Raw genomic sequence first — 24,758 nt, 5'->3', positions numbered from 1 at the left:
TTTGCGCCGGATTTAACCGGCGACGTCACAAAAAATACACGGACGTATTTCTTGTGACAATAGGTTAATAGCCATCATCCTGCTGACTAAAATACTCCGCCGCCAAATTATCAAAGCGCGTGTATTTACCCACAAACGCGGCGCGTACTGTGCCCACTTCACCGTTACGTTGCTTGCCCACGATCAACTCAGATACGCCTTTCTCGGCGCTGTCTTCGTTGTAGTATTCGTCGCGGTAGATAAACAAAATTACGTCGGCGTCCTGCTCGATGGCGCCCGACTCACGAAGGTCTGAGTTCATGGGGCGTTTGTTGGGGCGCTGTTCCACACTCCGGTTAAGCTGCGATAGCGCGATAACCGGGCACTCAAATTCTTTGGCGAGGGCTTTTAGCGCTCGGGAGATTTCGGAGATCTCTTGGGTGCGACCTTCGCTGGCGCCGGCCACCTGCATCAGCTGCAGGTAGTCGACCATGATCATGCCGGGGTTGCCGTGCTCGCGCGCCACACGCCGGGTGCGGGCGCGCATTTCTTGCGGGGTAAGGCCGGGGGTATCGTCGATAAACAGCAGTTTATCTTTCATCTTACTCACCGCCGCCGAGAGCTTGGGCCAGTCCTCCTCGGTGAGCTTACCGTTGCGCATATGACCTTGATCGATGCGCCCGATGGACGACATCATCCGCATCACCAGCGCGGCCGAGGGCATTTCCATACTGAATACCAGCACCGGCTTGGGCTGGGTAAAAATCGCCGCCTCGACAAAGTTAAGCGCCAGTGCAGTTTTTCCCATCGAGGGGCGTGCGGCGAGAATGATTAACTCGCCCGGCTGCCAACCCGAGGTTTTGCCATCCAGATCCGTCAGGCCGGTGGTCACCCCGGTCACATCGTCGCCGGAACGAAATAACTCATCGATACGCTCGACAGTTTCTTTTAGCAGGCCGTTTACTTCGCGCAAGCCACCGTCTTTGGGGCGATCCTCCGCGATTTGCGCCACCCGCTTTTCGGCCATTTGCAGCAGGTCGTCGGAGTCGAGCCCGGCGGGGTTAAAGCTGGACTGACTAATCTCCTGAGCGGCGACAATCAGCTGGCGCAAGGTCGAGCGCTCGCGCACGATGCGGGCGTAAGCGGTGATATTGGCGGCACTCGGGGTGTTAGCCGCAAGCTCGACTAAGTAGCCGAGGCCCCCGGCATTTTCCAGCTCGCCGTGGCGTTCCAGTGCCTCAGACAGGGTTACCGCATCCAGCGGCTGGCCGTCCTCTTGCAGCTCCATCATCATCTTTAAAATCAGGCGATGATCTTCGCGGTAAAAGTCGACCTCCGAGGCGATCTCCAACACCGCATCCAGTCGACTGTTGTCGAGCATCAAGCCCCCCAGCACCGACTGCTCAGCCTCAACCGAGGTAGGCAGCATGGGCGCCCCCTGTGGCTGGGTGGGCTCGCGGTACTGGGCAGTGGCGTCGCTGGGCATAAAACTCAAATCCAAACGTATCGGGTTAATCGGGGTGTTGCTGGCGGGCAAAAAAAACGGGCACCACAACAACCGGTTAAGGTTGTCGATAGTGCCCGATTTTTATCGCTTTGTCAGCGTGAGCGTGCGTTTACCTAGCGGTAACGATTACTCAGCAACAACAGCGAGCTTTACGGCCTGAGTGATATCGGCGTGAACCTGTACGTCAATTTCGTACTCGCCCACTTCGCGAATCGCACCCTCTGGCAAGCGTACTTCAGCCTTAACAACTTCAACGCCAGCGGCGGTGATGGCTTCGGCCAAGTCGCGAGTACCGATAGAACCAAACAGTTTGCCTTCATCGCCAGCGTTAGCTTCGATGGTGACAGACAGTTCAGCCAGCTTATCGGCGCGAACTTGTGCTTCGGCTTTTTTGGCTTCAGCGGCGGCTTCGAGCTCGGCGCGACGCGCTTCAAACTCAGCAACATTTGATGCAGTGGCAGGAATAGCCTTGCCTTGTGGAACCAGGAAGTTGCGACCGAAGCCGGCTTTAACACTGACTTTATCGCCAATGGCACCCAGTTTACCCACTTTCTCGAGCAGAATAACTTCCATCTCGTTTACCCTCTACGTTTAATTAGCTGCGCGGCAGCTATGCCTTAGGCCTAAGCCGGCCGCGAAAATTCAACCACGTGTCGCAAAATGCGACTATAACCAACAGTGCTGTCAACGGCTGCAGCACCACCATTGCGATATACAACATAACCAACCACTGCACGCCCATACCCCGGGCGGCGACAATGGCGTGTACCAGTGCGATACCGGCAAACAGCAAAGGCTGGGCAAACACCAACACCCACATACCTGTACCTTCGCCGCGCCAGTAGCAGTAGGCCACCGCTAACGCGCATACCGTTGCCGGCAATGGCGCTAAGCGCAGGGCGCGAAACTCTGCCGCAAACCCACCGGGGTTATACAGCAGCGATTGCCACCAACGGGCCAGTATCAGCCCCAACACACCACTTAACGTGGTCATGGCTGCCATCAGCGCCAACACTAACGTCGTGTCGGGTACCGGCAAGCCCAGCGGCTGGTCGGATTGCGCCTGCAACTGATTAAACAGTTGAGTGCACAACTCCAGCATGCGGGCTACCGCCTCTGGCATTAGCAGCGCCAGCAGTAAAACACCTGAGGTGTTACAGGCCACTAAGGCCATTAAGGCGTACTGCCACTGTGCAGACCGGCGCAAAATTGCGGCCCCGACACACACACTGACAACACCGGTTACTGCCAGCAACGCACTTTGTTGTTGCATTACCAGCAAGACAATCGCCGGTAATATCGCCCAGAGCAAAATCAGCGCGCCATTGGCGGCGCCGCGTCTGAGCGTAACGAGTGCAACAGTGGCCGGGCCCAGTAATGGTATCCAGTGCCCAATCAGTGCAACTATTGCAGCCTGTGTGCGGCCGCGCATAATAAATTCAGCGAGCGCACGCACAAGTCAGTCTCTTACTCGTGGCTGTCCGTGTACGGCAGCAGAGCCAAATAACGCGCGCGCTTAACAGCAGTAGCAAGCTGACGCTGGTATTTCGCTTTTGTACCTGTGATACGGCTAGGTACGATTTTGCCAGTTTCAGTGATGTAGGCTTTCAAGGTTTCCAGATCTTTGTAATCGATCTGCTTGGTGCCTTCAGCGGTAAAACGACAGAACTTACGACGGCGGAAAAATCGAGCCATTGGTTACTCCCCCTCTTTTTCGGTAGTCTGTTCTTCAGCTGAATCGTTAGATTCGTTTGAAGATTGTTCTTCAGACTCTTCACGACGCTCTGGACGAGGTGCACGTGGCTTGCGCTCACGGCTCTCTTTATCAGCCTTAGCAATCGGTGACTCTTCGGTGATCGCTTCATCAGTGCGGATAACCAGGTTACGCAGCACAGCGTCGTTATAGCGGAAGTTGGTGGTCAGCTCTTCGAGCGCTTCATCGCTACACTCAACGTTCAACAGAACATAGTGTGCTTTGTGGATTTTGTTGATGGAGTAAGCCATTTGACGGCGGCCCCAGTCTTCTAAGCGGTGAACCTGACCACCACTACCGGTAACCGTCGCGCTGTAACGCTCGATCATGCCCGGAACCTGTTCGCTCTGGTCCGGGTGAACCATAAAGATAATTTCGTAATGACGCATTAATCGCTCCTTACGGGTTGTAGCCTCCCGGCAAGCCGGTGAGACAAGGAGTGGCTCTCTTAATTGACCGATAAAAGCCAAGAGCCGTTAACTTGAAGCGCACGCAAGACGCAGGCACCCCAAGGGCGCGCTATTCTAGGGAGTTTGCAGGGAGGATGCAAGGTTAAATTTTGAACGGGGTACGGGGTACGGGGTACGGGGTACGGGGTACGGGGTACGGGGTACGGGGTACGGGGTACGGGGTACGGGGTACGGCAGTATTTTCGTTCGCCGTACCCCGTCAACCGTTTACCGGCTGCTATTAACCATAAACCGGAAACTTGGCACAAACGTCCAATACTTTTTGCTTAACGCTGGCAATAGCGTCATCGGCATTGCCTTTTTCCAGGCCATCCAGTACGTCGCACATCCAGTGCGCCAGGTCAGTACACTCGCTCTCGCCAAAACCACGGGTGGTGATAGCCGGAGTCCCTACACGCAGGCCGCTGGTAACAAACGGTGAGCGCGGGTCGTTGGGTACGGCGTTTTTGTTCACGGTGATGTTGGCCTGACCCAGTGCGGCATCGGCGTCTTTACCCGAGTACTCTTTGCCGATCAAGCTCACCAACATCAGGTGGTTTTCGGTGCCGCCGGATACTACATCCAGACCGCGTTCCAAGAACACTTTGGCCATGGCTTTCGCGTTTTTAACAACTTGCTGCTGATAGGTTTTGTAGTCGTCGCTCATGGCTTCTTTAAAGCTGATGGCCTTAGCGGCAATCACGTGCATTAAAGGGCCGCCTTGGCCGCCAGGGAATACCGCCGAGTTGAGCTTCTTTTCAATCTCTTCATTGGCCTTGGCGAGGATGATGCCGCCGCGAGGACCACGCAGAGTTTTGTGGGTGGTCGAGGTCACCACATGAGCGTGTGGGATGGGGCTTGGGTAAACACCCGCGGCAACCAAACCGGCCACGTGCGCCATATCAACCAGTAAGTAAGCGCCAACTTTATCGGCAATTTCGCGAAACTTAGCCCAGTCCAGCACCTGCGAGTAGGCCGAGAAACCAGCCACAATCATAGTCGGCTTGTGCTCTACCGCCAGACGCTCAACCTCGTCCATATCCACCAGGCCGGTGTCCGAGTTCAGGCCGTACTGAACAGCGTTATAGGTTTTGCCCGAGAAGTTAGGCTTGGCACCGTGAGTCAGGTGACCACCGGCATCCAGACTCATACCCAAAATGGTATCGCCCGGCTTACACAGCGCCTGGTAAACCGCACCGTTAGCCTGCGAGCCCGAGTGTGGCTGAACGTTGGCGTAATCGGCACCAAACAGTTCACAGGCGCGCTCAATCGCCAACTGCTCGCTCTTGTCCACGTATTCGCAGCCGCCGTAGTAGCGCTTGCCCGGATAACCCTCAGCGTATTTGTTGGTTAGCTTAGTGCCCTGGGCCGCCATGACCAGCGGGCTGGTGTAGTTCTCAGAGGCAATCAGTTCGATGTGCTCTTCCTGACGGCGGCTTTCGTTCTCGATAGAGTCCCAGATTTCGGGGTCAAACGAGGCGATTGTTTGGCTTTTATCAAACATGGACAATTCCTACACTACGGGCAGCGCTGGCACTACCGGATTGTTGAAAGGGGATAGGTTGTAAAAAGAAAGGCCGCGATTGTACACCAAACATCCAGCGTTTCGCCACGCTAAATTGGGCCTCAGCCAGATGTCTGACGTCGGACGCAACCGACCTCTAAATCGCGCATTGGCACCCTTACCGTTTTACAGTTTAAACCACAAAGCTCGGCCCACTGCGCTCGCCGCGGGCAAAGGCATTTAGATTCTCACCGGTGACACGGGCGATCTCGGCCAGTGCCTCGTGGGTAAAAAACGCCTGATGGCCGGTGACCAACACATTGGGAAAGGTGGTTAACCGGGCAAACACATCATCCTGAATAATGGTGCCCGAGAGATTATCAAAAAACAGGTCACCCTCCTCTTCGTACACATCCAGGCCCAGGTAGCCGATCTGGCCGCTTTTTAAACCGCCAATAACGTCCAAGGTATCGATTAACGCGCCGCGACTGGTGTTGATCAGCATAACGCCCGGCTTCATCTGGGCAATAGTGGCGGCGTTAATGAGATGCCGGGTGGCAGGCAACAGCGGACAATGCAGCGAGATAATATCGCTCTCGGCCCACAGCCGCTCGGCACTCACATAGGTAGCCATGGCCGCCATTTCGTCGTTAACCACCGGATCGCTGACAATCACCCGGCAGCCAAAGCCGTTCATGATGCGGGCAAAGCCGCGGCCAATTTTACCGCTGCCCACCACCCCCACGGTTTTGCCGTGCAGATCAAACCCGAGCAAACCATCCAGCGAGTAGTCTTGCTCGCGCACGCGGTTAAACGCCCGGTGAATGTGTCGGTTTAAATCCAGTATCAAAGCCACCGCGTGCTCAGCCACTGAGTAAGGTGAGTACTCGGGCACGCGGCATACGCTAAGGCCCAAGCGTTTGGCGGCCAGCAGGTCGACATTGTTAAAGCCGGCGCAGCGCATCGCAATAAGCGTTATGCCACACTCGGCCAATTGGCTTAGCACCGGCTCATCGAGAGTGTCGTTAACAAAGCAGCATACGGCATCATGGCCCGCTGCCAAGGGGGCGGTTTGCGCGTTAAGGTGCGCTTCGATAAAACACAGCTCGTGCTCTTGCCCCGCCCCTAAATAGAGGCGGTCGTAAGCCTTCGTGTTAAATACCGCAACACGCATCATCAGGCTTAGGGTTCGATTTTTTCTACGCTGCTGGGCTCTACCCGGAAAAAGCTAATACTCATGGGGTAGTTTTGTATCACGCCGTCTTTGGCCCGAATTGCCCCGATAATAATAAAGATGATAGAGACCACACCCAGCGCGACCATTAAGAACACACCGACAACAATCATCATCAAAATAACGCATACCACAAAATAGATAAACGAGCTGATGATCCAGTTAAACACGACCTTGCCTTGCTGATCGATGTAGGGATCTTCGCGCTTGATAATCCACAGAATCAGCGGGGCAATCCAGCCGCAGATAGGCACCACAAAGCCGCACAATTGCGAAAAGTGCAGCAGCATACTGTAAGTGCGGTTGTCCATATCCCCGACCGGGTCGGACTTGGCAGCGGAGTTAGACCCCAGCGCCTTGGCTTTGGCCTCGGCGTACTCCTCGTCGCTAATCAGGCCTTTTTCTTTTAGTTCGTTCAGCTTTTCGATTTTATCCAGATCCATCTTGCCCATCCTTTTCGTGGTGATTAAAGCACCCAGTATAGTGCGATTAACCTACACTACCAACCTCCGGCGGCTAAGCGCGATCAGCGCCTGAAGGCGGCCGGCGCTGCCCCTGTACGATGCGCTCCAGACGGTTTTCAAAACCCAGCGCCGGCTGGAAAAACATCGCCTCTCCAGCCATCAGCATCTGGGCCAAGCGCTGCCGCGGCAGTGTTACCACCGGGCGCCCCAAATGGTTGTGAAACACGTATTTGTCGGTCGACTGTAACACCATCACCAGCTCACACTTTACGCTTTGTCCGCTCTCGAGCTTCAGCTCGGCCCAGCTGCCCACCGTCAGTTGCGCCACCTCTGTCAGCGCATTGTGCAACCGCTGCTCGGCCAGTGCTTGGCGGGCAGCTTCACGCTGGCGCTCGACCACCAGCTGCTCGCGTTTTAGCCGCTGCTTTTGCTCTAGCAGTGCTTTAATACGCTCGGCCCGGCTAGCCGCCTTGCGCCGCACGCGATCGCGCTCGCGTGCCTCGCGCAAACGCTCGGCGCGTTGCAAACGCTGTAGCTCTAATTGCTCGGCCACGCGGCGCTCGCAAGCAAGCTCTGTGTGCACGTACTCCAGGCGCGCCGAGGCCTTGTTAAGTGCCGTGCTATAGGCTTGCACTGGCAATAAACGGCGCGCTTCACCAGACTCCAGGCAGTCGATAATGCGCCCTACCGGCGCGATTAATGCCCGGTGGCCCTCGCGGTTAACAAACAGTAATTCGTGACTGCCGGGCGGCTGGAGCAAAAACTGGCAACGCAACACGCCGTCAAATTCGGTGCGATAGGCCAACCAGTCGCCGCACTTTAAGCCGTGGGGCTCAAGATCTCGCGGGCGCAGCTCGGTGCGCGACTCGCCAGCTTTAGCGCCAGAGCGTAAACCAAATAATGGCGGCGCAATGATCATATCCGGGATATCGCCCGCGCTAAGCCTATCGACACAGACTGTAACGTCGGTGACAAACTGGTGGTAGTGCTCAAAAATACAATTGTGCGGGGGTTTAGCGGTACTTAACTGAGCGACAAAAACTGGGGCGTTTTGCCGAAAGCGTTGCCACTGCTCGGTGGTTTTAACCGGGCGTAAACACGCGGTTAAATTACTCAGAGTATCGGCCCAGGTACGCCACTGCTCGCGCTTATTGTTGAGTAAGTAATACTGTAGCGCCGGCTGAATAGAGTTAATCACAAACTCGTAAATGGGCTCTGGCAAGCTGCTACCCGCGAGGTGATTATTTAGGTAGGCAATCACCTCACGGTGCGCCTCGTCGACGCTCTGACGCCCAAGCTCCGACTCGCGAATCCGGTGCGCCAGCCTTGCGGCGCGATCCAACTCTCGATCGGCGCGCCGATTGAACTCTTGCAGCGCCGCTAACGCCGCTGCCGACGGACGAGACTCAAGCACCCCCAGCAGCTCATCGGTACGCGCTAAAAATCGCTCGCCCAAACGGCCCGAAGCCGGATACCACCCCTGCCAATGAAAACACAGCCGATCGAGCTGCTCGCACCATTCCGGCAGACACCATGCAAGGGTTGCAGCGCTCTCGGTTAGACGCACCAACAATACTTCTTGCAACTGGCGCACCCGGTCATTAAGCGCGCGATCGACATCAATATTGTCCTGAAATGCGCGCAACAGCCATACCGCCAGCAAGCCCTGAATATCGGCGTCGGGGAATTTGGCCCGGAAGGACTCCCAACTTACTTTATCCCACGCCAACAGTGGCAGTAAGTCTGATGCGGGTAAAGGCGTGCAGGCCCCGGTCCACTGGCTCATATCGTCCAGTAGTTGCGCAAGGCGGCTGGGGTCACGGCGGTTATCGTGCTGCATTAACGTCCTCGTCTAAACACCGCTTTACAGGTAGCACTAGGCATATGTACCCGGTAAACAGCAATAAAGCGGCCAATCGTTCCTGATAGGTTACGTAGGTAATATTAAGCTATTGCGGAGCTCACCCGTCAGCCAGCTCGCCCATTCCGGGTGCGAATCAGTATTTAGGCGCCATTAAATGAGGCAAATGCCAAGCAGCTCGTGACTATGAACAAATAGTAACAAATGTTGAATTTGGCGACAACGTGTTTTCATATTATGCAGCACACAAAAAGGCCGACAACGCATGGCGTTGCCGGCCTTTTAAATTGCCTAACCTGGTATAGAAGCGAGCTTAGTGCTCGTGATCGTGCTCTTCTGCGCTGCCCAACCAGACACCTGAGGCGGGCGCAAAGCCTGGCGACCACGCCTCGGCCAGTTCACCGTCTTCCAGATCTACCGGAATCACTTGCTCGCCGGCGCTATCCAACACATAAGCCATGTGACCATCCGGCTGAACAACCATTTTCAGGGAGTCAGCTTCCGGGTTTTGCAATACAGAGACACGCACTTGCTCGGACCAGTCGTGTGCGTCCAGCACCACCAGCTCACCATCGGATTGCAGTATGGCAAAGGCCTCTCCGCCCAGCACAAACTCGTAGCTCACAGCGCTGACGCCGTCGGGGAAGCTAACACCCAGTGGCGCCAACTGAACCTGAGCAGGGTCGACCAGGTAGAACTGCCCAGAGGCAATGGCGACCGCCTGCTCCACATGATGGTGCGCACGTAAGGTACCCACTCGCATACCGTCGGCAAAGTCATCGGCGTTGACGATCTTGCTCGCGCTAAAATCGGCCGACTCATCTATCAGCAACACGCCATCTTCACAACCGAATAAAATGAAATCTTCATTTTGCGCGCTGCCGTGCAAGCCTGGACACGGCTCAGTAAAGGTCAACTCGTGCTCGTACATACCATCGTGCAAATGATACAAACCAACCGCGGCAGGTAATGTACTGCTGGCTGCCGGATCACGCTCGGTTGCCAGTAAATGCTCGCCGCGCAACTGCGCCGCACCGTGCTGGTGGGTGCCAAATTGCAGTGTATTTTCCAGGCCGTTATCGGCGATGGTAGTATCGCTAAAGGTGGCCACACCGGCCACGTCTGCCGTCTCGCCATTGCCGTCGTAGAAGACCGCGGCACCATCGTCAGACAGAGTAAAGTGTGTAGGGCGTACGCCGTCCAGCGCAAAATCCATAATGGCTGGCGCCTCGGCGTACGGGTGGTCGTGATCGCCGTGGTCTTCAACCCAAACGCCGCCATCAACAAAACTCACCCAATTATCGTCGCGGTGGACAAACGCGGCGTAGCGGTAGCCCTGCATGGGGTAAGCATACCCTACGGGCGCCGGCAGGCTTAGCTCCGCCACCTCATCCCCATCAGCGGCCTCAAACACATGGACAATCTCAGAGCCAGACTCGGTTAAAATCAAGCGCGCCGCACTGGTCTCTTCATCGTGATCGTGTTCATCGTCATGGTCGTCGTGATCATGGTCATCATGATCTTCGTGCTCAGGCTCCGCCACGTCCTGATCGTAGATATTCGTCTCACTATCGCCACAGGCGGTTAACGCCAGCGCTAAAAATGCGGCAAATAACGGGTTAAACTTTGAAATCTTTTGCATCGATAAATCCTTAATCATTAAATTAGAAAGAGGCGCGAATGCCGGCCGATAGCGAACGTCCGGCGCGCGGTGCGATATCTTTGATGAATGAGCTGTGCACCCGGGCGGTTTCGTCCAGCAGGTTTTCGCCGCGCAGATATACGTCGGCGCCACCCAGCACCGGCAAGGTGTAGCGCACCTCGGCATCGATCCAGGTATAGGCGGAGGTACTGGTTTCCAGCTCGGCGGTGTTATCGGCCTCAAAGTAGTGAGTGGCACTGGCGTTTAGGTGCCAAGGGCCCACTTCATACTCGGCCGCAAGCGCTGCACGCAGCGGCGGAATACGGGGCAAATTGCCGCCATCGCGCAAGGTGGCACGGGTGTAGTCAGTGGTCGCACGCAGCAGCAGCGGGGCTGTCACCTGCCAGTGCAGCTCACCCTCAAACCCGTACAATTCAACATCGGCGGCAGTAAACTGATAAACGGGCAGCAGCTCTTCGTCTTCGTGCTCACCGTGCTCATCGCCCTCCTCTGCATGATCATGGTCATGGTCGTGACCACTATCGGCTTCGAGACCAGTGGCACGGGCGTAATAAAAGTCATCGACCTGGTTGTAGAAGGCCCCCACTACAAAACCCACGTCACCCTTGAACTTACGCAAGGAAATATCGATATTGTTTGAGGTTTCGAGCTGTAGCGGCTGCTCGGAAAAGTTGACCACCCAGTCGCCGTGATCGTTGGCCGCAATATCAAAAATAGAGCCCACTTCAAAACTGCCGGCACCAATATGCGGGCCATACGCCAACGACTCGGTCGCGCTCGGCGCTCGCTGGGCATGGGTAACGTTTAATCCAAAGTTATAGCCATCGGTAAAATCCCATACGGTCCCGGCCGACACGCTATAAGGCGTAAAACTTTGATCGATTCGGTACAAGCCGCGCTCGCCCTCCTCATCCAGGCGCACATTGCGAGCCTCGACATCGATCCATTCCACCCGGCCACCCAACTGCACCAGCCAATCGCCAAAGTGCTTTTCTTCCATCAAGGCTAAGGCAAACGACTCGGTGGCCGACGGTGGAGTAAACGCCTCTTCGCCCTGGGCTTCGGTATCTTCTTGTGTGGCGTGCAAACTAATAGCACCACGCCACTCGGCAAAAGGCTGATGGAACAACTCCAGGCGGGCCTCGTGTAATTCGTTGTTAAACGTCGTACCGACGGCGTTGCCTTCTAGCTCGCGATGCTGGTAATCAGTATAGCCATAGCGAAGCCGCGCTTCAGACAGAATGTCGTGATCAAAACTGTACTCGCTGACAAACTGTAAACGGTCCTGCTCCAACTCGGCCTCGACCATCACGCCATCGTGGCTATGGCCAGGAATACCGTAAGTGCGCTCCAGCCGACCTACGCTTAACCCAGTGAAACCATTATCGCTAATGTAGCTACCGCCAAGGGTCGCGCCCTGACTGTCGTAGGCCGAATTCTCTAAGGTGCCGTAGGCGGCATCTGCATCGGGCTCAACGTCGGCATAACCGGGAATCTCTAGATCATCGGCCTCGCGCCAAAAGCCATCGGCATGCACGGCAAAATTATCTCCCAAGCCGATATTGGCACTGCCTTCGATTACAGGCTCGCTATTGGCACCGTTATACTCGAGCTGCCACTGGCCAAAAGTGTCAACGTCCTGCGGGATGCGATCATCGACGACGTTAACCACGCCACCAATGGCGCCATTGCCGTAAAACAAAGTCGCCGGACCACGCAGGATCTCAATTTGTCGCGCGGTGGTTGCTTCGCCCGTCACAGCGTGATCGGGGCCGCTGCGCGAGACATCCCCCACATCCAAACCGTTTTGCGCCACCAGCACACGTGGGCCTGACAAACCGCGAATGATCGGGCTACCGGCCACTGGCCCGTAGTAACTAGAGTGCACGCCCACCTGCTTATTAAGTGTGTCTCCCAAGGTGGCCGATTGTTGATCGCGCAGCGCTTCGCCCTGCAACACGGTTACCGGTGTGGCCGACTCTAATTGAGAAACGTGCCATGGCAACCCGGTAACATCCACAACCTCCATTACCGTACCGTCGAGCGTAATGTGTAGAGAATCGTCACCACCGTGGACATGAACATTTTTGTGCATATAACGCGGCGCGCGCACGTGCAGCTCAACATCCTCACTGGACAAATCCGGCAACACAAACTCACCCTGAGGATTAGTGGTGGAGGTGGTGCGCGTACCCACGACTTGCACAATGGCACCGTCGACAGGCTGCCCCGCCTCATCCTGGACCACGCCCTGAATCGTGGCGGCACTAGCCCAGCACGGCAGCCCCAGAAACCCGAGATACAATAACGACCGCTTCAACACTTAACCCCCTAGTTGGACACTTATAGACAATGAACGGACGGAGCATAGACTTGGTCAACTCGCCCGAATGATTATTATGTTATAACATAACAACTCGGTAAAGCAACAATGTAACGTTTGTTGGGACGGTGGATAATTTTGGGAAGCACTGAGACTCCGCCAAGGGCTACTGTTGGCGCTGAGTATTCCACCCAACCTCCCGTAACCCGTAACCCGTAACCCGTAACCCGTAACCCGTAACCCGTAACCCGTAACCCGTAACCCGTAACCCGTAACCAGCAGGATCTCCATGAAGACTATCCCCACCAACATCATCACCGGCTTTTTAGGCGTAGGTAAAACCACCCTGATTCGCCATTTGCTAAGCCAAAAGCCCGAGCATGAACGCTGGGCGATTCTGGTCAACGAGTTTGGCGAAATCGGCATCGATGGTGCGCTGTTAAGTGAGGGCGGAGCCACCGTTAAAGAAATACCCGGCGGTTGTATGTGTTGTGTGGCGGGCCTACCCATGCAGGTGGGGCTAACCCAGCTATTGCGGCAGCAGCAGTTTGACCGGCTAATCATCGAGCCCACCGGCCTCGGTCACCCGCTCGAAATACTGCAAACCCTTAACGATCAATTTCAAAACGTGATCGAGCTAAAAGCCTGTTTAACCCTTATCGACCCCCGCCACTTTGCCAGCCAAAGGCACCTAGACAACGACATCTTCCGGCAACAACTGGAAGTGGCCGATGTACTGGTTATCGGCAAAATGGACTTAGCGAGCGACGAGCAGCTAACCGCCATGCACAAACAACTAGACCAATGGTTACTGCAGCAACGGCCACAGGTACAGATCAAGCAGGGCCAACTGCAACCACACTGGCTAGAGGGCGAGCACCAACAGCACAGCCCACTGCCCGAGCCCAGTCACCACCACGGCGGCAACTACCCCGCCGCCACGCTGCCCACGCCAACGGCCGGGCACCCTATTGTCAGCAAACAACACCAGGGGCAGGGATACTTCAGCGCCGGCTGGGTGATACACCCCGCCAAAGTATTTGCCCTAGAGCCACTATTTAACTGGGTAAACGGCCTCACCTGCGACCGGCTAAAAGCAGTGCTGATTACCGATCAGGGCATCATCGCCCTCAACCTCGCCGACGGCGTGGTTAAAATGTTGGAGCTGGATGAGTGCGAAGACAGCCGGTTAGAGATTATTCATCATCAACCGCTGGATTGGGATGCATTGGGTGGGGAGATGGAAAAATGTTTGGAATGAATGGGGGATGGGGGAACGGATAACGGATGACGGATGACGGATGACGGATGACGGATGACGGATGACGGGCAAGAAGACAGCAGGCCAGCATAGCAATCAACAGCCCAAAGCCCTATGTATCAGTCGATTAGCCAAAGCTTGCCCTAGAGCGAAAAAGTCATTACATTCGTTGTTCATTGAAGCCCGTCGCACTTTCCCCAGACATGGAGCTGTCAAAATATGCCTATTCCCCCTCTGTTTTCAACAGCTTCTATATGCAACCTCATCCCTTTTCTACTGTGGATAGGGTGATAGGCGAAAGTGCGACTGAGTCGCATGAATTAGCTGTTATGCGTCCAGATGAATATAAATTTGGCAGAAAATAAGAGATAAACAGAATTATCCACATGCGCTCCAAATAGTATGGCTTTTAAACGAGCTCAGTAGAAATTGAATAGTTGAAGGAAATAGATAGAGTAAATGAAGACAAATTCACTGAAGCCAAGAAAAGCACTGAACAAAGCCTTTTTGAGAGTAAAGCCGAACAGGACAGAAATCGAAGGTTTCAAGACCAATCTCATTCAGTTACTCGACAGAATAAATGACACCGAATCAGAAGAGTTCCACAAGAATCTTGTAATTGACTTTCTAAAAAAAACCTATTATGACCCAAATCATTACATTAATACCAAAGGACGAAATGACTTAGTAATCCATAATGGAGACAAAGCAAAAAGCACGGTCGGAGTAATCGTTGAAGCTAAAAAGCCGACCAACAAAAGCGAAATGGTCACCGCCGAAAATCTAAATACTAAATCTTTTCAGGAATTGATGCTTTACTACCTTAGAGAAAGAATTACATTAAAAAACCTTGAAGCAAAGCATCTTATTATTACTAATATCAATGAATGGTTTGTTTTTAATGCTAATACTTTTGAAAGATTATTTGCACAAAACAAAAAGCTTGTAGAACGGTTCAACGACTTTGAAGGCGGGCGATTAGCGGATACCAAAACCGACTTTTTCTACAAGCAAATTGCTGAACCATTTATTGCTGAAATCAAAACTGAAATTGAGTTCACCTATTTCAATTTACAGGATTATCAAAAGATTTTACGCAATGATGAGAAAGCGGACGATAGTAAACTTATTAGCTTATTCAAGGTTTTATCCCCTGAACATCTTTTAAAACTTCCTTTTTCTAACGATAGCAACAGCCTTGATAAAAGATTCTATAGCGAGTTGTTACATATCATCGGATTGAGCGAAACCAAAAATGGGAACAAAAAACTGATTTCGCGAAAAAAGCCGGGTGAGCGATACACAGGAACCCTTCTTGAAGATACCATCATCCAACTTGAAAGTTTGGACAAAATTATTCGATTAGAACGCCCCAGCCAATATGGAGAAACACAGGAAGAAAGGCTATTCAATGTTGCTCTTGAACTTTCCATCACATGGATAAACAGAATTTTATTCCTAAAATTGTTGGAAGCTCAACTTATCACTTACCACAAAGATGGAAATTCCTATTCGTTTCTGAATTCTGACAAGGTTAAAAACTATGATGACCTTAACAGCTTGTTTTTTCAGGTATTAGCAAGAAAATATGACGAGCGAAACGAAGATGTCATAGAAGATTTCAAGAACGTTCCCTATCTAAACTCTTCCCTATTTGAGCCAGCAGATATTGAACAGGACACGATTTTTATCAGTAATCTTAGAGACGATAAAAGGATTCCAATTATTTCGTCTACGGTGTTGAAAGATAAGAATGGCAAAAAACGGACAGGAGAGCTGAATACACTTGAATATCTATTTGAGTTTTTGAACGCTTACGACTTCAGCAGTGAAGGTTCAGAAGAAATTCAGGAAGATAATAAATCACTCATAAGCGCTTCGGTCCTTGGTTTGATTTTCGAGAAAATCAACGGGTACAAAGATGGCTCTTTTTTTACCCCAGGTTTCATTACCATGTATATGTGCCGCGAAGCAATTCGCAAGGCAGTTGTTCAGAAATTCAACGAGCGGAAAAATTGGAAATGCAAAAACCTTGAAGAGCTTTACGACAAGATTGAAGATCGACAAGAAGCCAACGAGATTCTAAACAGTCTGACAATTTGCGACCCTGCTGTTGGCTCAGGACACTTTTTAGTTTCAGCTCTAAATGAAATGATCGCCGTAAAAAACGATTTGAAAATCCTACAAGATAGAAATGGAAAACGACTTAAAGAATATCATGTAGAAATTTCAAATGATGAACTTATTGTAACGGATGAGGATGGAGAGCTGTTTTACTACAAACCTAACAACAAAGAAAGTCAGCGTATCCAGGAAACACTTTTTCACGAAAAACAAATCATAATTGAGAACTGTCTTTTTGGTGTAGATATCAATCAAAACTCAGTGAAAATTTGCCGTTTGCGTTTATGGATTGAGCTTTTAAAAAATGCGTATTATAAAACCGCTACTGAACTTGAAACGCTCCCAAATATTGACATAAACATCAAGTGCGGTAATTCCTTGGTAAGCCGTTTTGAAATAGATGCAGACTTAAAGCCAGCCTTGAAGAAAAACAACTGGACAATTGATAGTTATCGAGTTGCTGTTGATGATTACAGGAATGCTAAAAGTAAAGAGAAAAAAAGAGAAATGGAACTCTTGATTTCCAATATTAAATCGGATTTCAAAAGTGAGGTTTCATTGAGCGATCCAAAAGTCAAAAGGTTCAGGAAACTCTCGGCGGAGTTATTTCAGTTAAGGAATCAAGAGCAGCTTTTTGAAATGAGTAAAAAGGAAAAAACCTCTTGGAATAAGGGAGTTAAAAAGCTAACTGAAGACTGCAAAAAGTTAGAGGCGGAAATTGAGGAAATAAAAGCCAATAAAATATTTGAGGCCGCTTTTGAATGGAGGTTTGAATTTCCAGAAGCACTAAATGATGATGGTGATTTTATTGGCTTTGATGTTGTGATTGGGAACCCGCCTTGGGGGGCTAAGCTATCTGAAAAAATGCTAAAGCATATAAAAGAATGGAGTCATGATATTGTTGTTCGAATGATTGATACATTCATGTTTTTCTTGAATCTCAGTTTTATTATTAAATCTAATAAAGGATTGGTCTGTCAAATCATTCCTGACGTGATTTTATATCAAGTTGACAACTTTAAACTACGCCAAAAAATATTAAACCAGTCTCAATTGCTTCTAGTTGCTAATTTGGGCGATCACATATTTGAAGATGTTGCGAGACCTTCATGCATTGTGCTATTCGGGAATCAGGATTTAGATGATGCTATTTCAATCTTAGAATACTCCTCAAATAATAGTGTAGATATTGCAGATGTTACCCCTTCAATAGTTAGTTCAAGTTTTTATAATGTATTACCAAATAAATTATTCGCAACTAGAAATATTAGCGGTTATGAAATTTTGAAACGTTTCAGTGATCGAAAGCTAGTTGACCTTATTGATACTGACGGCATGCAGCGTGGCATAAGCCCTGACTTAAAGGAAGCATTTATTGTTGATGAGAGCGACCAAAATCTCGGGCCATTAGAAACTGGTTATCTGAAGTCAACAATTACAGGTGGAAGAGACGTTCAAAAATACTATGCCAAGGATATTGGTAAAAAAATAATCTATACAAAGAAATCTGATAATCCTAAAGACATACCAAATATTATAAAGCATATATCTAAATATGAAGATAAAATAACCTGCAAAGAAGTAAAGCAAGGGAAGCATCCTTTTTGGTCTCTACATAGGGAGCGAGATAAGGCAATCTTTGAGAAACATGAAAAAATAGTAGGTGTTATAACAGGAGACAAAATATCTCTATCACTAGATAAAAACAGGCTATACCCGACAGATGGCTTATACGTGTTTTCCTCGAATGGTACATATTCGAATACATTCTTAGTTGGGCTTCTTAATTCCAAACTGGCAACATATCTATATCGACTTGTTTCAATGGAAGAGAGTAGAACATTAGCCCAAATTAAACCCAGTGTTCTTCAAAACCTACCAGTCAGCTTGCATTTTGATAGTTCGTTAGTCTCTGAAATTGAGAGTAAAACAAACCATATTATTAAAGAAATCGAAACTAATGCGGTTTTTCCATCTGAAACAATAATAAAAGAAATCGACTATTTGGTTTACCGGCTTTATGGTTTGGAGGAAGAAGAAATTGAAATTATTGAAAATGCATAATTCAGCGATCAACAGCTTCCTACATCGCTAACTTCTGGTTAGCTTTAAAACAAGGTTATAGTTATACATGGGCTGGTGTTAAATTGAAAGTAATACATAACAAACCAAAGCACTCGGACAGCATAAATGCTGCCGGTGTTTGAGGCGTTAAGTATCTCGAAGATCGAATATGGAATTGAGCACCGCAGAAAAGTATTCATCGATATTAAAGCTCCAAGCGGAGCTAAATTCCGAGCTGCGTGCTTTCTTTGAGAGTAACAAGAATAGAGGAAGAGAATTTCTATCAAGCGCCTTGATAGAGAAAGTTGAGTCCATGGTGGAGGCACTCAACTCCAAGAGCTTTCAGTTTCGCCGCTGTGATTATGGCGGGGATATCAACTATGAAGACAGCGAGCAGTATTATAGTAGTGGACAAGAAATGGGGGCGGGCATTGTGCTACATTTCCATGGCTTTGCAGTGCAGGCTTCGTGGTCAAATGCTTAACAAGTTAAACCAGTCAGGGACTCGCCTGACGGCTCGCCCCTGTTCAATGCGTCATACGTACAAGTTACCCAAAAAAGTAGACGCCATCGTTAAAACCAGAACTCGGCACACCTAAGGACGCAGCGAGAACATCTCAAAACAGTTTAATTACTGATCTAAAAACCCTGTATTTTAAGGATAAAAATGACGGGACAATTAAAAGACCTTCAAACGAACCGCGGTTTTTTCTGGCTACTGCTCTCAGTTTTACTCGCTAGCGCATGCACTTATGATGACGAACCTCAACCAAGAAAACATCAGGGTAAGTCCACACCCGAGTCACCCCTGGAAAGCCCTGTCACCAACTACAACAACATCAAAGATGACGTATTTCTAACTCGCTGGACATTACTGGAACCAGTCCAGCTTGGCAGTACCGAAAAAGACCTAGAGGCTGCGCATAGCCAGGAGCTAATAAAGGTCAATGATCTGTGGGGCTCAATAAAAACGGGTAAAATCAGTCTAAACAGCGAGCCACGTAACTGGAAGTCGATCCATTCCGGCTTCAGTTATATTCATTTAGATCGATACCTTGAGCCTACAACATTCGCCTATACCTACGCAGCCGCTGAAATCGAGTCTGACAAAAAAGCAAAGGGGTATTTTGGTGTGGGCAGCAACGCGGCACTAAAAATCTGGCTGAACGGTGAGATTATCCATAAGAGCGCAATTGGCACAGGCATAAGCCCGGATCAATACCTTGTGCCATACAACCTTAAAAAAGGGGCGAATCAGCTCATCATCAAAGTGTTGCGCGAAGACAAGGGTTGGTCTTTTCTCTTCAGGCCGCTAAGTGAAATCGCTGCAGACAATGCTTTTGTAAACTTATCCCCCAGCTTACCCTATGACGAGCTTGATAAGTTTCTTCAAAGCGGCTTTGATATCGACGCAAGAAATAATCTAGGCCTAACATCATTTAACATTGCTAACCGATCAGGCGATACCGAGCGGCAGAACGCGCTTATAGAGCGTGGAGCAAACACCAAAATAACCGCGCCAGATACAGCCGTACAAATCTCTAATTACTTCGACAGCCTTTACTATAGAGGCTCATCGGGATTTTCATACTTAATTGCTCAAAATGGCAAAGTGCTGGCTAAAGGTGGCCGGGGTCTGGCTAACGTAGCAGCCCACATGCCTAACGACACCGAAACAAAATTTCAGGTTGGGTCAATCACCAAGCAGTTTACCGCTGCGTCTATTTTGCAACTGAAAGAGAAGAACTTGCTCTCCCTTAACGACCCGCTAACCAAGTACTTTCCCAGCTTATCAAAGACTACCTCAGTGACACTTAGGCATATGTTGAACCATACCTCGGGCTTATTTGAGCCCGATGGATCTAAATCGCCGTTTAGTCAGCCTATCGAACCGACCGATCTTATTAAAACACTAGAAAATCAGGATTTGTACTTTAAACCGGGCGAGCAGTGGCGCTACAGCAACGCTGCCTATGTGACACTGGCAATGATTGTAGAAAAAGTATCCGATCTTTCCTTCGGCGAGTACGTAAAGGCCAATATATTTTTACCGTTAGGAATGGAAAACTCCGAAATTTACAGAAGCAACCAGCCCGTTACCAATGGGGCGACCGGCTATGCAGTGGTTGATGAACGGACCGTTAAGGCTCTGGATCAGAACGTTTCGGGCTTGCACGGAAACTGGACTGGAGCAACTGGGTTAATCTCTACAGCCGAAGACCTTTTTATTTGGAATGAGGATCTTCATAACGGACACGTGCTTAGTGACAAAGCATACACTGAGGCCACCTCTGCAACGGTATTCCCCAACGGATTTACGCCCCATGTTGAATACGGTTTTGGCATCGCCATTGAAAACATCGCTGGCCACAAAGCCCTTGGGCATGCCGGAGAGCTGCCGGGGTTTCATGCGGAATTACTGCACCTTCCGAAAGAGAAGTTCACCGTCATTTTTTTGGCGAATACGAACCGGTGGGAGTTAAAATACAAAGCCCGAACGGCCGAGAAAGTGATTCAGGTTATGCTTGATGACGAATAGTCAGCTTTAGAGCGTAAGCAACCTGAAGTTTTTGATAAATGTAAGCCGTATGGCGGCCATAGCCTAATGAAGGTAATTATTCTTACATACGCCTTTAGGCGTGCCACTAGCTTAAAAAGTTAAGCTAGGCTTTGGACCCGCAGGTTCTTTTCATCGTCAAGCGCTGGCTTGGGGTGCGCGGGGTGATGAGTTAAAAAGTCCACGGGCTGATACCACATGGACTTTAATAATAACGGCACAACACGGGCGCCCGGCCGTCTTTACCCGCACTTACTGAGTGATACGGGTGTAGCGAACGTTGGTCATGGTGACAGTGGATTCAGTAATCCCTAAGTCAGCAAAACAATCGGCAAAAGAATCGGAATTGCCCGGCTCCCCACACTTGTCCATCGAGTAAGTATCTTGTGACTGCAGGTAGTTACCAAATTTAAAGTAAGACGCCGAATCGTCTTCTACCGGAATGCCAAAGCTATTGCCCATACCGTAAACAGTGACATAGCCGTAATCATTCACCATTTTAAAATCGAACGTGTCGCCACTTCGGATAGTGCCCAATGCGTACTTCTCTTCGTTGCCAGCGGTATTGCGCAAGCGTACGTAGACATCGAAAATMCCGTTGCCTGCCACACTGTCGTCAAAGCCGGACTCGGAAGAGTCGGATACATACAACTTCATAATGGTTCCGGTATCGCTGGCGTGATGCTGGGCAACAATGGTTTTACCCGCATTAGACATCTCCACTTTTATGTCAGCCTCAAACTCTTCATAAGTGTCCGTCATAGCCACGCGCAAACTGCTTTTGATTTTGTACTCGTGGCGCCAGCCATTACCGTTTGGCGATGTGTACTGCGCCTCTAGCGGTAAAAACCTCAAGGTTGACGCATTAACCAGCGGATGCGGGTCATCCCCTTCCAGGTCAAAAATACTGCCGTTGGTGATGTTGCCTGGGATGTCGGAGCCACTGCTGTTATCGCCATTATCACCTTCACCAGAGTCGCCAGCGCCGTAAACTTCAACCTCAACAATATTGGTCCAGCTACTGCCCGAGGTATTTTCAAACGTCTTAATGCGCACCTGTTTGGCATTTATATCAGTAACATCAAAAAGCTCAACACCACCCTCTGAACCACTGCTGACGCCGTCGTACACTTTCGTCCAAGCACCGCTGGTTCCGGGGCGTGCGTACACTTCAAAGGTGTAGGCGCGTGAATCGCCACGCCCCCAAGCAATACCTAATTCGGTTAGCTCAGCGACCTCTTCCAACTCAACCGTCAGGTTAACCGGAGAGCCATTGCCCGCCCAGCGCGAGCTCCAGGCCGTATTGCCATCGATGGCTTTTGTGGCCGAGTAATTCGCGTGGCCGCTGCCATCGTCAAAGGCAGTATTTATAGGAAGCTTGTTACGGGCGGGGTCGTCACTTTCACCACCTTCACTGCTGCCACCATCATCGACACGGTGCAGCTCCCAATGCTGGTTAATATTGTCGCTATTAGAATTCCAGAGATAAAGGTATTGCCGGTTGGCAGCATCACGATTTCCATCGAGTGAAAATCCTGAGGCGTTGCGCTTTTCAAAACGATAAATCTCGGTGCCAGCGTACACCTCTACCTTGGCAAAGTGTTGGTCGTAATTGTTAGCGTCACAGGTTTGCAATTGTACGGCCTGATTACGCTCTCCCCCGCTACCGGCATCCCAACACAAATTGGTGCCTTGCTTTTTATAGGCGTAGTAAGCGTTGCCACGGTCCAACTGCACCCATTGCTGGTTAACGTTGTCTAGGTTGGTTTCCCACAAGTACAGTTGCTGCCCCACCTGAGCGCCACCGTTGCCATCAATCGCGTGGCCAGTGCCATGCTTTTCGATCACAAAGGTAGCCGCATTGGCTAACGAGCCAGAGACCGCCATTAACGCGATCAACATATATTTATTCAATGACATATCAAAACACCTATTAGAATTATATCGGTGATAAGTTATCAGGCGCGCTACGCCCTGACAAACCCAAGGCATGGGCCACTCATTTCGATGTTACGGTTAATCGATTGACTTTACGGGGAGGTAAGCCACCAGCGATCAGTACAAAATCGCTGGTGGCTTCTTACAAATTCCCGCCGCGGCAGGCGGGCGCACACTAATTACTGATGGTCTACCCAGTAATCGTATACAACAACTTCGCCATAGTTATCAGACTTGCCGGTTTCGCTGCCTTCTTGTTCGGCATTACTTTGTGTGTAGTTACCGATTTTAAAGTAGGCTTCACCGTAGCTACGATCCATCACGTAATCGTTAGATCCATCACGCACTAAGTACTGGCTGGCATTGCCCGAATTATAGGCATTGTTCAGGTTGCCATCTTCGCTGTAGTACACGTAGTGCTTGCCATCGATCACCTCAAAAATAACCTCGTGATTGGTACCCAGGCTGTAGTTATTGGTAATGGTGACATCACTGCGCAGTTTACCGCCGTTAAAGCTCAAGAACAGATGCGAGTCTTCTAGGCGCAGTACCAACGCATCGTCAATGCCATCATCTTTGTTACCGTGAATCTGAGTGGCAACCAAGTGGCTCTTAACGATTGGTAAATGCGTAATCGCTTGTTTTACATAAACGACGTGCTTACCAGAGGTGGTCCAGTAAATATCTTTACTGCCATCGGCTTCGCGCTCGCGCAACTCGGAGCGGATGTAACTGGAGTTTGGAGTAGTGCCGTTGCCGTCGCGCACTGGAGCGAAAAACACGATGCCATTGCCCGAGTCGTTAACGTAGAAGTACTCATTGTTGCCTTCACCACACAGTGTTTTATCTTCTACGCCATCGGGGTAGGTGATCTTCCACTGATTACAGTTGCTCATCAAATCAGAAGGAATCTCAGCCGAGCCAGATGGTTCGCCACCACCGTTGTCACCACCGCCATTGTCGCCGCCACCATTATCACCGCCGCCCGAGCCGCTGCCCTCGGCGCCGTAAACCTCTACTTCGGTGATATTGGTCCAGGTGCTACCGGAGGTATTCTCGAAGGTTTTGACACGTATTTGCTGTGCATCAATGTCGGTAACGTCAAACACCTCGATACCGGCCGTTGAGCCACTGCTGACATCGTCGTACACTTTCGTCCACGAGCCGCTTGTACCAGGACGGGCGTAAATCTCGAAAGTATAAGCGCGCGAATCACCACGCCCCCAGGCAATGCCTACTTCGGTCACCTCACTCACCTCTTCGAGCTGAATGGTTAAGTTAACCGGTGAGCCAGATGCCGCCCAGCGAGATGCCCAACTGGTGCTGCCATCAACCGCGTTAGAAGCTGGATAACTTGAGTGACTGCTGCCGTCGTCGAACGCCGTGTCTACGGCGAGTTTGCCATCGCTCGAGCTACCACCGTCACTACTGCCGTCGTCGACACGGTGCAACTCCCATTGCTGGTTGATGTTAGTGTCACTAGAGTTCCACAAATAGATAGACTGACGATCTGCCGCTCCACCGTTGCCATCAAGCGAGAAGCCCGAGGCATTGCGTTTTTCAAAACGGTAAACCTCAGTACCATCGTAAACTTTTACTTTAGAAAACTGCTGGTTGTAATTACCGGCGTTACAGGTTTGCAAAGTCACCGCCTGGTTGCGGGCGCCGCCGCTGCCAGCATCCCAGCACAGATTGGTGTCTTCTTTTTTGTAAGAGTAATAACCGTTGCCACGATCCAGCTGAACCCACTGTTGGTTGGCATTATTGAGGTTGGTTCCCCACAAGTACAGCTGTTGGCCAACTTGTGCACCACCATTGCCATCAATGGAGTAGCCTGTGCCGTATTTCTCCATCACAAAGGTCGCACCGTGGGCTAAGGAGCCGGTTAAGGCCAGGGAAGTGAAAACCATTAATTTATTCAGTTTCATAACACACTCTCTTATCTCTGTTATAGGTCTTATGTAATCGGGCACTCACACTTTTGGGCAAGTAAACCGCCTTGGGTTATCAATCCTCGACAATCCAAACCGGTATGGTAAGTGCACCTTTGGTAAACGTCAGAAACTGGCATTAAGGC

Annotated in this window: 17 protein-coding genes; 4 read left to right on the top strand and 13 right to left on the bottom strand. The window is 50.6% G+C overall.

Annotation, left to right across the window (positions count from 1 at the left end; all coding sequences use genetic code 11):
• Positions 1 to 64 precede the first annotated feature (64 nt).
• The 11 genes from dnaB to SD69_RS04255 form a co-directional block, all read right to left on the bottom strand.
• Positions 65 to 1,465, bottom strand: a complete 1,401-nt coding sequence (dnaB, locus tag SD69_RS04305) for a replicative DNA helicase (protein ID WP_052481349.1) — start codon at positions 1,463 to 1,465, stop codon at positions 65 to 67.
• 147 nt (positions 1,466 to 1,612) lie between these two features.
• Entirely contained in the window at positions 1,613 to 2,059 is a 447-nt protein-coding gene (gene rplI, locus SD69_RS04300) for a 50S ribosomal protein L9 (RefSeq protein ID WP_041522231.1), read from the bottom strand.
• A gap of 37 nt (positions 2,060 to 2,096) precedes the next feature.
• The gene (locus SD69_RS04295; protein WP_041522230.1) at positions 2,097 to 2,942 is read right to left on the bottom strand and encodes a YybS family protein; all 846 of its coding nucleotides are present in this window, start codon (positions 2,940 to 2,942) and stop codon (positions 2,097 to 2,099) included.
• A gap of 11 nt (positions 2,943 to 2,953) precedes the next feature.
• On the bottom strand, positions 2,954 to 3,181 hold the full coding sequence (rpsR, locus tag SD69_RS04290; RefSeq protein WP_041522229.1) for a 30S ribosomal protein S18: 228 nt from the start codon (positions 3,179 to 3,181) through the stop codon (positions 2,954 to 2,956).
• Between the two features lie 3 nt (positions 3,182 to 3,184).
• Positions 3,185 to 3,628, bottom strand: a complete 444-nt coding sequence (gene rpsF, locus SD69_RS04285; protein WP_041522228.1) for a 30S ribosomal protein S6 — start codon at positions 3,626 to 3,628, stop codon at positions 3,185 to 3,187.
• Positions 3,629 to 3,929: 301 nt separating this feature from the next.
• Complete coding sequence (gene glyA, locus SD69_RS04280) at positions 3,930 to 5,192, bottom strand: serine hydroxymethyltransferase (RefSeq protein ID WP_041522227.1); 1,263 nt, start codon at positions 5,190 to 5,192, stop codon at positions 3,930 to 3,932.
• Between the two features lie 193 nt (positions 5,193 to 5,385).
• Entirely contained in the window at positions 5,386 to 6,366 is a 981-nt protein-coding gene (locus SD69_RS04275) for a 2-hydroxyacid dehydrogenase (protein WP_041524430.1), read from the bottom strand.
• An 8-nt stretch (positions 6,367 to 6,374) separates the two neighbouring features.
• Positions 6,375 to 6,869 carry a DUF4870 domain-containing protein gene (locus SD69_RS04270; protein ID WP_041522226.1) on the bottom strand — a complete coding sequence of 165 codons (495 nt, stop codon included), beginning with the start codon at positions 6,867 to 6,869 and terminating at the stop codon, positions 6,375 to 6,377.
• Positions 6,870 to 6,942: 73 nt separating this feature from the next.
• On the bottom strand, positions 6,943 to 8,730 hold the full coding sequence (locus SD69_RS04265; RefSeq protein WP_041522225.1) for a DUF1631 family protein: 1,788 nt from the start codon (positions 8,728 to 8,730) through the stop codon (positions 6,943 to 6,945).
• Between the two features lie 334 nt (positions 8,731 to 9,064).
• A complete protein-coding gene (locus tag SD69_RS17980) occupies positions 9,065 to 10,393 on the bottom strand; it encodes a hypothetical protein (protein ID WP_052480880.1) in 1,329 nt (442 codons plus the stop codon).
• Positions 10,394 to 10,415: 22 nt separating this feature from the next.
• Positions 10,416 to 12,737 (bottom strand): TonB-dependent receptor, encoded by a 2,322-nt coding sequence (locus SD69_RS04255; RefSeq protein ID WP_041522224.1) that lies wholly within the window; start codon positions 12,735 to 12,737, stop codon positions 10,416 to 10,418.
• 289 nt (positions 12,738 to 13,026) lie between these two features.
• Between SD69_RS04255 and SD69_RS04250 the strand changes: the two genes are divergently transcribed.
• The 4 genes from SD69_RS04250 (at position 13,027) to SD69_RS04235 (ending at position 20,725) form a co-directional block, all read left to right on the top strand.
• Positions 13,027 to 13,998, top strand: a complete 972-nt coding sequence (locus SD69_RS04250; protein WP_041522223.1) for a CobW family GTP-binding protein — start codon at positions 13,027 to 13,029, stop codon at positions 13,996 to 13,998.
• Positions 13,999 to 14,457: 459 nt separating this feature from the next.
• Positions 14,458 to 18,186 carry a DUF7149 domain-containing protein gene (locus SD69_RS04245; protein ID WP_041522222.1) on the top strand — a complete coding sequence of 1,243 codons (3,729 nt, stop codon included), beginning with the start codon at positions 14,458 to 14,460 and terminating at the stop codon, positions 18,184 to 18,186.
• 169 nt (positions 18,187 to 18,355) lie between these two features.
• Positions 18,356 to 18,670 (top strand): hypothetical protein, encoded by a 315-nt coding sequence (locus tag SD69_RS04240; protein WP_041522221.1) that lies wholly within the window; start codon positions 18,356 to 18,358, stop codon positions 18,668 to 18,670.
• Between the two features lie 183 nt (positions 18,671 to 18,853).
• Positions 18,854 to 20,725, top strand: a complete 1,872-nt coding sequence (locus SD69_RS04235; RefSeq protein WP_041522220.1) for a serine hydrolase domain-containing protein — start codon at positions 18,854 to 18,856, stop codon at positions 20,723 to 20,725.
• 270 nt (positions 20,726 to 20,995) lie between these two features.
• Here the strand turns inward: SD69_RS04235 and SD69_RS18340 are convergent, their stop codons facing one another.
• Complete coding sequence (locus SD69_RS18340) at positions 20,996 to 22,663, bottom strand: polysaccharide lyase family 7 protein (RefSeq protein WP_084591483.1); 1,668 nt, start codon at positions 22,661 to 22,663, stop codon at positions 20,996 to 20,998.
• A 197-nt stretch (positions 22,664 to 22,860) separates the two neighbouring features.
• Positions 22,861 to 24,609: a polysaccharide lyase family 7 protein gene (locus SD69_RS04225; protein WP_052480879.1), complete on the bottom strand. Its 1,749-nt coding sequence runs from the start codon at positions 24,607 to 24,609 to the stop codon at positions 22,861 to 22,863.
• Positions 24,610 to 24,758 lie beyond the last annotated feature (149 nt).

The organism is Gilvimarinus agarilyticus (assembly GCF_000832015.1).
GTDB classification, from domain to species: domain Bacteria; phylum Pseudomonadota; class Gammaproteobacteria; order Pseudomonadales; family Cellvibrionaceae; genus Gilvimarinus; species Gilvimarinus agarilyticus.
This window is presented reverse-complemented; position numbering and strand designations above follow the sequence as displayed.

Coding starts and splice junctions, on each gene's coding strand:
- dnaB (WP_052481349.1), bottom strand. CDS start 1,465: ATGCCCAGCGACGCCACTGCCCAGTACCGCGAGCCCACCCAGCCACAG.
- rplI (WP_041522231.1), bottom strand. CDS start 2,059: ATGGAAGTTATTCTGCTCGAGAAAGTGGGTAAACTGGGTGCCATTGGC.
- rpsR (WP_041522229.1), bottom strand. CDS start 3,181: ATGGCTCGATTTTTCCGCCGTCGTAAGTTCTGTCGTTTTACCGCTGAA.
- rpsF (WP_041522228.1), bottom strand. CDS start 3,628: ATGCGTCATTACGAAATTATCTTTATGGTTCACCCGGACCAGAGCGAA.
- glyA (WP_041522227.1), bottom strand. CDS start 5,192: ATGTTTGATAAAAGCCAAACAATCGCCTCGTTTGACCCCGAAATCTGG.
- SD69_RS04275 (WP_041524430.1), bottom strand. CDS start 6,366: ATGCGTGTTGCGGTATTTAACACGAAGGCTTACGACCGCCTCTATTTA.
- SD69_RS04270 (WP_041522226.1), bottom strand. CDS start 6,869: ATGGATCTGGATAAAATCGAAAAGCTGAACGAACTAAAAGAAAAAGGC.
- SD69_RS04265 (WP_041522225.1), bottom strand. CDS start 8,730: ATGCAGCACGATAACCGCCGTGACCCCAGCCGCCTTGCGCAACTACTG.
- SD69_RS17980 (WP_052480880.1), bottom strand. CDS start 10,393: ATGCAAAAGATTTCAAAGTTTAACCCGTTATTTGCCGCATTTTTAGCG.
- SD69_RS04250 (WP_041522223.1), top strand. CDS start 13,027: ATGAAGACTATCCCCACCAACATCATCACCGGCTTTTTAGGCGTAGGT.
- SD69_RS04245 (WP_041522222.1), top strand. CDS start 14,458: ATGAAGACAAATTCACTGAAGCCAAGAAAAGCACTGAACAAAGCCTTT.
- SD69_RS04240 (WP_041522221.1), top strand. CDS start 18,356: ATGGAATTGAGCACCGCAGAAAAGTATTCATCGATATTAAAGCTCCAA.
- SD69_RS04235 (WP_041522220.1), top strand. CDS start 18,854: ATGACGGGACAATTAAAAGACCTTCAAACGAACCGCGGTTTTTTCTGG.
- SD69_RS04225 (WP_052480879.1), bottom strand. CDS start 24,609: ATGAAACTGAATAAATTAATGGTTTTCACTTCCCTGGCCTTAACCGGC.